Origin of the sequence: Isoptericola sp. NPDC060257, from assembly GCF_042726645.1 — a bacterium.
GTDB classification, from domain to species: domain Bacteria; phylum Actinomycetota; class Actinomycetes; order Actinomycetales; family Cellulomonadaceae; genus Isoptericola; species Isoptericola nanjingensis.
The window spans coordinates 1-10,235 of sequence record NZ_JBHXAW010000162.1 but is presented as its reverse complement, the minus strand read 5'-3'; the positions used below and the strand labels follow the sequence as shown (position 1 = coordinate 10,235).

5 protein-coding genes are annotated in these 10,235 nt (G+C 75.6%); 4 read left to right on the top strand and 1 reads right to left on the bottom strand.

Going from position 1 to position 10,235, the window contains the following annotated elements:
* Nucleotides 1-110: 110 nt before the first annotated feature.
* Nucleotides 111-3,614, bottom strand: coding sequence for an Rne/Rng family ribonuclease (locus ACFWEK_RS13770; RefSeq protein WP_430554414.1), 3,504 nt, complete (start codon nt 3,612-3,614; stop codon nt 111-113).
* A gap of 460 nt (nt 3,615-4,074) precedes the next feature.
* Between ACFWEK_RS13770 and ACFWEK_RS13765 the strand changes: the two genes are divergently transcribed.
* The 4 genes from ACFWEK_RS13765 to cydC all read left to right on the top strand — a co-directional run.
* The gene (locus ACFWEK_RS13765) at nt 4,075-5,574 is read left to right on the top strand and encodes a cytochrome ubiquinol oxidase subunit I (RefSeq protein ID WP_430545672.1); all 1,500 of its coding nucleotides are present in this window, start codon (nt 4,075-4,077) and stop codon (nt 5,572-5,574) included.
* A gap of 28 nt (nt 5,575-5,602) precedes the next feature.
* Nucleotides 5,603-6,652: a cytochrome d ubiquinol oxidase subunit II gene (cydB, locus tag ACFWEK_RS13760; protein WP_430554413.1), complete on the top strand. Its 1,050-nt coding sequence runs from the start codon at nt 5,603-5,605 to the stop codon at nt 6,650-6,652.
* Between the two features lie 52 nt (nt 6,653-6,704).
* Complete coding sequence (gene cydD / locus ACFWEK_RS13755; RefSeq protein WP_430554412.1) at nt 6,705-8,489, top strand: thiol reductant ABC exporter subunit CydD; 1,785 nt, start codon at nt 6,705-6,707, stop codon at nt 8,487-8,489.
* On the top strand, nt 8,486-10,235 hold a 1,750-nt coding region (cydC, locus tag ACFWEK_RS13750; RefSeq protein ID WP_430554411.1), incomplete at its 3' end, for a thiol reductant ABC exporter subunit CydC. The genes cydD and cydC, both read left to right, overlap by 4 nt.

Sequence of the window (10,235 nt, the reverse complement as noted above, 5' to 3'; positions counted from 1 at the left end):
CTCCCACGTGGCCTCGGGCAACCCCGAGGCCACCTCCCGGCGCTCCGGCAGATAGGGCCCTCGCCTCGACCTCGCGGTCAGGTCACTCGGTGCCGGTCACTCGGTGCCGGTCATTCGGTGCCGGTCACTCCCGAGGCCGCAGTCTCCCCAGCACCCGACTGAGCAGGCTTCGGGGCTCCGGCTCCTTTGCGCGCGCGGCGCGGAGCCTTCTTCACGGGCTTCGTGGCGGGTTCGGCCGCCGTCCCGGGCTCGGGCTCCGGCTTCCGCTCGGGCAGCTCGATGAGCGTCTCCGGCGCGACGGGCGTCACGGCGGGGGGCTCCACGGGCTCCGGCAGGGCCAGAGGCGCCGGGGCGGCCGGAGCCGCCGCGGCGCGCGCGTCCGCCGCCGGGGCGGCGTCCTGCGCACGGTCCTTCGCGCCGTCGGCGGCACCGTCCTTGGCGTCGTGCTCGTGCTCGTGGGCGTGCGCCGCCGCGGCCGCGATCGTGGCGAGCGTGGCCTTGACGGCCTCGCGCGCCTCCGAGCGGTCCTCGGGCAGGGTCGGCACCTCGGCCGCGGGGGCCGGGGCGGCCTCGGCCTGCTTGCCGCCGCGCTTGCGGCGCGACCGCTTCGCCCCCTCGCCCTGGTCGCCGTCGTGGTGCTGGTGGGCGCCGTTCTTCTCGATCGGCTCGCTGTGCACGATGAACCCGCGGCCCTTGCAGTGCTCGCAGGTCTCGGAGAACGCCTCGACCAGGCCCTGGCCCACGCGCTTGCGCGTCATCTGGACGAGGCCGAGCGAGGTGACCTCGGCCACCTGGTGCTTGGTCCGGTCGCGGCCCAGGCACTCCACGAGGCGGCGCAGCACCAGGTCGCGGTTCGACTCGAGCACCATGTCGATGAAGTCGATGACGACGATGCCGCCGATGTCGCGCAGCCGCAGCTGGCGCACGATCTCCTCGGCCGCCTCGAGGTTGTTCCGCGTGACGGTCTCCTCGAGCGTGCCGCCCGCGCCGGTGAACTTGCCGGTGTTGACGTCGATGACCGTCATGGCCTCGGTGCGGTCGATGACCAGCGACCCGCCGGAGGGCAGCCAGACCTTGCGGTCCATGCCCTTGGCCAGCTGCTCGTCCACGCGGTGCACGGCGAACACGTCGGTGTTCTCCGTCCACTTCGTCACGCGGTCGCGCAGGTCGGGGGCGAGCTCCTCGACGTACTGCGCGATCTCGTCCCACGCGCCCTGGCCCTCGATCTGCAGCGACGAGAAGTCGTCGTTGAAGATGTCGCGCACGACGCGGATCGCGAGGTCCGGCTCGCCCTGCAGCAGCGCCGGGGCGCTGGCGGACGACGACTTCTTCTGGATCGAGGCCCACTGCGACTCGAGACGCTCGACGTCCGCGCGCAGCTCGGCCTCGCTCGCCCCCTCGGCGGCGGTGCGCACGATGACGCCCGCGCCCTCGGGCACGACGTCGCGGAGGATCTTCTTGAGCCGGCTGCGCTCCGTGTCGGGGAGCTTGCGGCTGATGCCGGTCATGCCCCCGCCCGGCACGAACACCAGGTAGCGACCGGCGAGCGTGACCTGCGAGGTCAGCCGGGCGCCCTTGTGCCCGATCGGGTCCTTGGTGACCTGCACGAGCACGGAGTCGCCCGACTTCAGGGCCTCCTCGATGCGGCGCGGCTGGCCCTCGAGCCCGGCGGCGTCCCAGTTCACCTCGCCGGCGTACAGGACCGCGTTGCGCCCCTTACCGACGTCGACGAACGCGGCCTCCATGCTCGGCAGCACGTTCTGCACGCGGCCGAGGTAGACGTTGCCCACCATCGACGCCTGCGACTGCTGCGAGACGTAGTGCTCCACGAGCACGCCGTCCTCGAGCACGGCGATCTGCGTGCGGCCGTCGCGCTCGCGCACGACCATCGACCGGGTCACGGACTCGCGGCGCGCGAGAAACTCGGCCTCGGTGATGATCTGGCGGCGCCGCCCGGCGTCGCGGCCCTCGCGGCGGCGCTGACGCTTCGCCTCGAGTCGTGTCGAGCCCTTGAGGGCCGTGACCTCGTCGCGGTCGCGGGTGCGCGCGACGGCGGCCTCGGCCCGCTCCTGGCGGGTGCCGCGCCGACGACGGCGACGGCGACGGCTCGAGGCGGAGTCGCCGCCCTCGTCCTCGCCCTGCTCGTCGCCCTGCTCGCCGGCGTGGTCCTCGGCGCGGTCGTCGCCCTGCTCGTCGGCGTCCGCCTCGGCGGGGCGCTCGTCCTCGCGGGCACCCTCGTCGGAGTCCTCGTCGAGGTCGCCGTCGGGACCGGCCTCGCCCTCGGGGCGGCGACCGCCGCGACGGCCACGCCCGCCCCGGCGACGGCGCCGGCGCGGACGGATCTCGTCGTCCTCGCCCTCCTCGTCGCTCAGGTCCTCCGGGCCCAGGTCGACGAGCTCGACGCCCTCGGCCACGAGCTCGGACTCGATCGCGCCGACCTCCTCGACCGCGGCGGCCTCGTCCTCGCTGAGCTCGACGTCGGTGACGGCGGGCGCCTCGACCGGCGACTCGACGGCCTCCACGACGGGCGCCGCATCGGCGGCGGGCTCCTCGACGGGGGCCTCCGGAGCCGCCTGCTCGGTGGGCTCCGCGGCCTTCGCCGCACGTGTGCCGCGCGTGGCACGGCGCGAGCGGGTCCGCGTCGGCTCGCCCTTCGACGTCTCGACCGCGGGGGTCTTCTCGGGCGCGCTCGTCGCCGCCTCGGGCTGGGGCGCGGTCGCCTGCTCCTCGGCCGGGGCGTCGTGCGGACGCGGCGGGCCGGCGGGGGCCTGGGCGCGGCGGGACCGGCGCGCGGTCGACAGGTCGGGGGCCTGGAACAGCACGGCGGTCGTCGCGAGCCGCGGGGTGGCCGACCCGCCGCCTCGCGCGGCCGGCGACCGCGGCGGGGTCTGCTCGGCGGGCGCCTCCGCGGCGCTCTCGGCCGGCGTCGCGGCGACCTTCTCGGTGGTCTTCTTCGCGGCCTGCGCGGTGTCCTTCTCGGCGACCTTCTCGGTGGACTTCTCGGTGGACTTCTCCCCGCCCGAGGCCTTGCGCGTGGCGGCCTTCCGGGTCGTCTTCTTCGCCGGAGCCTTCGTCGCGGGGGCGGGGTCGGCGGCCTCGGCCTGCGCGACGTCCTCGGTCGTCTCGGCGTGAGCCTCCGCCTTCGGCGCCGCGGTCCGACGGGCCCGGGTGCGGGCGGTGCCGGACGCGCCACGCCCCGTGGCGGGTGCGGCCTCAGCCTCGGCGGCGGGGGCGTCGCCGGCCGGCTCCGCCTCGACGGGCTTCGCGGCCGGCTCGGTCGCGGGCTTCGCGGCGGGTTGCGCGCCGGTGGCGCGGGTGGCGCGGCGCCGCGTACGTGCCGGCTTCTCGGCAGCGCCCTCGGCCGCGCGGCCGGCGGGGCTCTCCGGCAGGACGATGTCGGCGAGGGACGCGCTGGCCCCTGCGGACGCGTCGGCCCGGGCGTCGGCGCGCTCCGGCAGCACGAGGTCGGAGAGAGACGACGGCGGCGCCACGTCGGGCGTCGCTGCCGGGGCAGCGGCCTGCTCGGCCTGCGGGCCCGTCGGGGCGGCGGCGGGCCGGGTGGCGCGACGGCGGGCGGGCTTGCGGGCGGCGTCGGTCGGGTTGTCGGACGTCACGGAAGGCGCTCCAGCTCCGGCGGCCCCGCCCCCACACGTGCGGGCCACCGGTGGTCGTCGTCGGACAGGCGCGCTGCTCGGCGCGCCGGCCGACGGAAGTCTCGGTTCCGGCTGCGGCACCGCGCTCTTCGCGGACGCGCCGCCCGGCCTCGTGCCTGGCGGCGGCATCGCGTGCGGATCGCGAGTGCTGCGAGCTCGTGGGCCGCCCCGGGATGTGGGCCAGGACGGCTTCGGACCAGTATCGCATCCTGAGGGCCCCACCGCGTGACCCGCCGCCGCACGGCGCGGTCGGGCACCGGGCCGGCGACGCGCCGGCTTGACTTGTGAAGACCTTCACTACTTAGATCGTGAAAGTCTTCACGAACCCCCGTCCCGTGACGACGACAGCACTGGTCGTGCGCCCGCACACCGGTGGTCCTACGGTCGAAGGACCGCTCGGACGAGTGAGCAAGGAGAACCCGTGGACGCCCTCGCACTGGCCCGCTGGCAGTTCGCCATCACGACCGTCTATCACTTCATCTTCGTCCCGCTGACCATCGGTCTCGCACCGCTGGTCGCCGGGATGCAGACGGCGTGGGTCGTCACCAAGAAGGAGCGCTGGCTCCGGCTGACCAAGTTCTTCGGCAAGCTCCTGCTCATCAACTTCGCGCTGGGCGTGGTCACCGGCATCTGGCAGGAGTTCCAGTTCGGGATGGCGTGGAGCGAGTACTCCCGCTTCGTGGGCGACGTCTTCGGCGCGCCGCTCGCGATGGAGGCGCTGGCCGCCTTCTTCGTCGAGTCGGTCTTCCTCGGCCTGTGGATCTTCGGCTGGGACCGCGTGTCGAAGAAGGTCCACCTCGCGGCCATCTGGCTGTTCGCCCTCGCGACGAACCTCTCGGCGTTCTTCATCCTCGCGGCGAACTCGTGGATGCAGCACCCGGTGGGCACGATCTACAACGAGGAGACCGGGCGCGCCGAGATGGAGTCGATCGGCGCGGTGCTCTCCAACAACACGCTGTGGGCCGCGTTCCCGCACACCATCTCGGCCGCGTTCCTCACCGCCGGCACCTTCGTCTGCGGCGTCGCCACCTGGTGGATGGTCCGGCTCGTGCGCAGCAAGAGGCCGGAGAACGTCGAGAAGGCGCGCACCGTCTACCGGCCCGCCGTCCTCGTCGGCGTGTGGACCATGATCATCGCCGGCGCCGGCGTGATCTGGTCCGGCGACCTCCAGGGCAAGCTCATGTACGAGCAGCAGCCGGGCAAGATGTCGTCGGCCGAGGCCCTGTGCGAGGGCACCGAGGCCGCCGAGTTCTCCATCCTGGCCGTCGGCCCCCTGTACGCCGGGTGCGAGGACGTGGACCACCTCATCTCCGTGCCGGGCGTCACGAGCTTCCTCGGCACCGGCCACTTCTCGGGCCCCGAGTCCTACCTGCCCGGCGTCTACGACGTGCAGGAGCAGTACACCGAGCGGTACGGCGACGTCACCGCCTCGGGCGAGCCCGTCACCTACACGCCGCCGCTGGCCATCACCTACTGGTCGTTCCGGCTCATGATCGGCCTCGCCGTGTTCTCCCTGGCGCTCGCGCTGACGGCGCTGTGGGCCACCCGCAAGGGCAGGGTGAGCGACAACGTGTGGCTCGCCAGGCTGGGCCTCGTCGCCATCCCCACGCCCTTCCTGGCCTGCTCGTTCGGGTGGATCTTCACGGAGGTGGGGCGACAGCCCTGGGTGGTGGCGCCGAACCCGACGGGCATCGACCAGGTACGGCTGCTCACCGAGCGAGGCGTGTCCACGGCGGTGCCGGCGGGGGTGATCCTCACGTCGATGATCGTGCTCACGCTCGTCTACGCGGTGCTCGCCGTCGTCTGGTACCGCCTCATGCACCGGTACGCGGTCGAGGGGGTCCCGGACGCCGTCCGCGACGAGTCGCCGGAGGCGCAGGACCCCGACGACGCCGACCGCCCGCTGTCCTTCGCGTACTGAGCGCCCTCGACCGAGACTGGGAGACCCCGTGGACCTCGCGATCCTCTGGTTCGTCATCATCGCCGCCCTGTGGACCGGCTACCTCGTGCTCGAGGGCTTCGACTTCGGCGTCGGCATGCTGCTGTCGATCCTGCCGCGCGGCGGCAAGGAGCAGCGCGACAAGGAGCGCCGGGTGCTGATCAACACGATCGGCCCGGTGTGGGACGGGAACGAGGTGTGGCTGCTCACGGCGGGCGGCGCCACCTTCGCCGCCTTCCCGGAGTGGTACGCCACGATGTTCTCCGGCTTCTACCTGCCGCTGCTGATCATCCTGCTGGGCCTCATCGCCCGCGGCGTCGCGTTCGAGTACCGCGGCAAGATCTCCGACGCCCGCTGGGCGCGGCGCTGCGACGTCGCCATCCAGTTCGGGTCGTGGATCCCGTCGATCATGTGGGGCGTGGCGTTCGGCAACCTGGTGCGCGGGCTGCTGCTGAACGAGTCCCACCAGTACGTGGGCGGGTTCTGGGCGCTGCTCAACCCGTTCGCGCTGCTCGGCGGCCTCACCACGCTGGTGCTCTTCCTCCTGCACGGCAGCGTCTTCGTGGCCCTCAAGACCGACGGCGACGTGCGCGAGCGCGCGGGCCGGCTCGCGGCGGCGCTGTCGGTCGTGGCGCTCGTCGTCGCGGGCGGCTGGGCGGTATGGGCCCAGGTCGCCTACTCGACGACCTGGACGTGGGCGGCCGTCGCGGTCGCGGCTCTCGCGCTCGTCGGCGTGGTCGTGGCCGCCCGGGCGCGGCGGGAGGGCTGGGCGTTCACGCTGTCGGCCGTCGCCATCGCGAGCGCCGTCGTGCTGATCTTCGGATCCATGTACCCCGACGTCATCCCCGCCCTCGACGGCGGCGAGGCCCTCACGGTCGCGGAGGCGGCCTCGACGCCCTACACCCTCACCGTGATGTCGTGGGTCGCGGTGGTGCTCACGCCGCTCGTGATCGCCTACCAGGCGTGGACGTACTGGATCTTCCGCCGTCGCCTCTCCAGCAAGGACATCCCCGCCCCGGCCGGGCTGTCGTGGCAGAAGATCAAGGACGCGGCGTTCTGACGCGCGCCCCGTCGTCGATACTGACCTCTGTGCCGACCCCTGGCCTGATCCCGTGAAGCCCCTCGACCCCCGCCTGCTGCGGCGTGCGCGCGCGGCCCGGTGGTACGTCGCCCTGACCGCGGCCCTCGGCATCGCCGCCGCCGGCGCCGTCGTGCTCCAGGCCTTCGCCATCGCGCACACCCTCGGGCCGGCGGTCACGGCGGGCAGCGCGGGTGCGCCGCTCGCCCTGGCCGACGTCGCGCCGTGGCTCGGGGCGCTCGTCGCCGCGATCGCCGCGCGCGCCCTGATCGCCTGGGCGCAGGAGCGGTACGCGCAGAAGGCGGCGGCCGACGTCGTGGCTGAGCTGCGCGAGCAGGTCGTGGCGCACGCGGTGGCGCTGGGCCCGCGGCCGGCCGGGGACGGCAGCGAGGGCGAGGGGCCCGCCGCCACGGCGACGCTCGCCACGCGCGGTCTGGACGACCTGGGCCCGTACCTCGTGCGCTACCTGCCGCAGCTGCTGCTCACGGCGATCCTCACCCCGGTGCTCGTGCTGGTCGTGCTCGGCCTGGACTGGGTCTCCGCGCTGATCTGCGTCGTGACGCTGCCGCTCGTGCCGCTGTTCATGTGGCTGGTCGGCGTCATGACCGCGGGCGCCTCGGAGCGTCGGCTGCGCACCATCGAGCGGCTGGGGTCGCAGGTGCTCGACCTGCTGGCCGGGCTGCCCACCCTGCGGGCCTTCGGTCGCGAGGTCGGGCCCGGCGCCCGCGTGCGCTCCCTCGGCGACGCGTCGCGGCGCGCCACGATGGGCACGCTGCGGATCGCGTTCCTGTCCGGGATGGTGCTGGAGCTGCTGACCACGCTGTCGGTCGCGATCGTCGCCGTCGGCGTCGGCCTGCGCCTCGTCGAGGGGATGATCGCCCTGGTGCCCGCCATCGCCGTGCTCGTGCTCGCGCCCGAGGTCTACCTGCCGCTGCGCCGCGTGGGCGCGGAGTTCCACGCGTCCACCGACGGCCTCGCCGCCGCGGAGCGCGCCTTCGCCCTCCTCGAGCGCCCGGCCCCGGCCGCGGGCACCACGCCCGCGCCGGCGCTCGCCGGCGCGACCCTCGTGCTCGACGGCGTCGGCGTGCGCGCCGGCGACCGCGGCATCCTCGCCCCCGCCGGGCTCACCGCGCGGGTGCCGCTCGGCAGCGGCCGCCCCGGCGGCGGCAGGGTCGTCGCGCTGCGCGGCCCCAGCGGCGCGGGCAAGTCGACGACGGCGCTCGTCCTCCTGGGGCTGCTGCGCCCCGACGAGGGCCGGGTGCTCGTCGAGCCCGTCTCGCAGGGCGTCGGCGGGGCTCCCGTCGATACGTGCCCCGTCGACCTGGCCGACGTCGACCCGGCCACCTGGTGGCCCCAGGTCACCTGGGTGCCGCAACGCCCCACCCTGGCCCCCGGCACCGTGCGCGACGCCGTGACGGACGGTCGCCCCGTCCCCGACGACGCCCTGGCCGCCGCCGCCCGCACCACCGGCCTGGACGACGTCGTCGCGGCGCTGCCGCTGGGGTGGGACACCCCGGTCGGGCTCGGCGGCACCGGCCTCAGCGTCGGCCAGCGGCAGCGGGTCGCGCTCGCGGCCGCCCTCCTGGACGGGGAGGCCTCCGGCGACGGCGCTCCCCCGCCCCTCGTGCTGCTCGACGAGCCCACCGCGCACCTCGACGCCCGCGGCGAGCAGGTCGTGCTCGACACCGTGCGCGCCTGGCGCGACGCCGGGCGCACCGTCGTCGTCGTCGCGCACCGGGCGTCGCTGCTGGCACTCGCGGACCAGGTGGTGGACGTCGCCTCGCGCGCCGTCGGGCCGGCCGAGGCGGTGGCGTCGTGAGCGCCGCCACCCGCCCCGTCGACCCGCTGCGCCGGGTGCTGCCCCTGCTGGAGGTGCGCTGGACCCGCGTGGCGCGCGCCGTCGCACTCGGCACGCTGGCGCTCGGGTTCTCCGTGGGCCTGGCCGCCGCCGCGGCATGGCTCATCGCCCGCGCGTCGCAGATGCCGCCCGTGCTGCAGCTCTCGGTGGCAGTCGTCGCCGTGCGCGCCTTCGGCACCGGCCGCGGCGTGCTGCGCTACCTCGAGCGGCTCGCCTCCCACGACGTCGCGCTGCGCGGCATGGCCGCCCTGCGCGCCAACCTCTACGACGCGCTGGCCCGCGGGCCGGTGACGCGCGTGATCGCGCTGCGCCGCGGCGACCTGCTCGCCCGCGTCGGCGCCGACGTCGACGCGGTGGGCGACGTCGTCGTCCGGGCGCTGATCCCGGCCGGGGTGGCCGCGTGCGTGGGGCTCGGCTCCGTGGTCCTCGTGGGGGCGTTCCTGCCCGCCGCGGGGGCCACCCTGATCGGGTGCCTGCTCCTCACCGGCGTGCTGGCGCCGTGGCTGGCGTCCCGCGCGGCGGCGTCGGTCGAGCGCCGGGGCGCCGCCGCCCGGGCCGAGGTGACCGGGCGCGCGCTCTCGCTGCTGGAGGACGGTCAGCAGCTGCGCGTCGCCGGCCGGCTCGACGACCGGCTCGCCGGCCTGCGCGCCGCGGACGCGCGGCTCACCCGCTCCACCGACGACGGCGCGCGCATCTCCGGCACGTCGGCCGCGATCGACGCCGGGGCGCAGACCCTTGCCGTGCTGTGCTCGCTGCTGCTCGGCCTCCCCGCCGTCGCGGCGGGCACGCTGACGCCCGTCGAGCTGGCCGTCGTCGTGCTCACGCCGCTCGCCGTCTTCGAGGCGACGTCGACGCTGCCCGCCGCCGCCGTCCAGCTGCGCCGGTCGCGGGAGGCCGCCCGCCGGCTCGTGGCCCTCCTCCCCGACCTGTCGGACGCCCGGCCCACCGGGGCACCCCACACGTCTGACACGTTGCTGGAGCTCGACGCCGTCGACGCCGGATGGGCGGACCGCACCGTGGTCGCGGGCGTCGACCTCGCGCTGCGGCCGGGCGACGTCGTCGCGCTGGCGGGACCGTCCGGCGCGGGCAAGACGACGCTGCTGCTCACGGCGGCCGGGCTGCTGCCGGCGCGCTCCGGCGCCGTCCGGGCGGGCGACGGCGGCGCGCTGTTCGTCGCCGAGGACGGGCACCTGTTCGGCACCACCGTGCTGGAGAACCTCCGCGTCGCGCGGCCCGACGTCACCACGGACGACGCGCGCGACGCGCTCGCAGCCGTCGGCCTGGACGCCTGGCTCGCCGGGCTGCCCGACGGCCTCGACGCCATGCTCGGCCCGGACGGCGCCGACGTCTCCGGCGGCGAGCGCCGGCGGCTCCTGATCGCCCGGGCCCTGCTGGCGCCCGCCCGCGTGCTCCTCGTCGACGAGCCCGCCGAGCACCTCGACGCCGCCACCGCCGACGCGCTCGTCGCCACCCTCGCGGCGCACGCCCGCGGCACCGGGCGCGCGGTCGTCGTCGCCTCGCACCGCCTCACGCCGCTCGCCGTCGCGGACGAGGTGCTCCTGCTCGGCACCTCCGCCGACGCCGGCGACGACGGCGCCGCACGCGTCGTGGCCCGCGGCCCGCACGCGGCGCTGCTGCACGACGAGCCGGCCTACGCCTGGGCGGCCGACCAGGAGCGGGCCGGGGAAGCCAGGGTCCTCCCAGGGT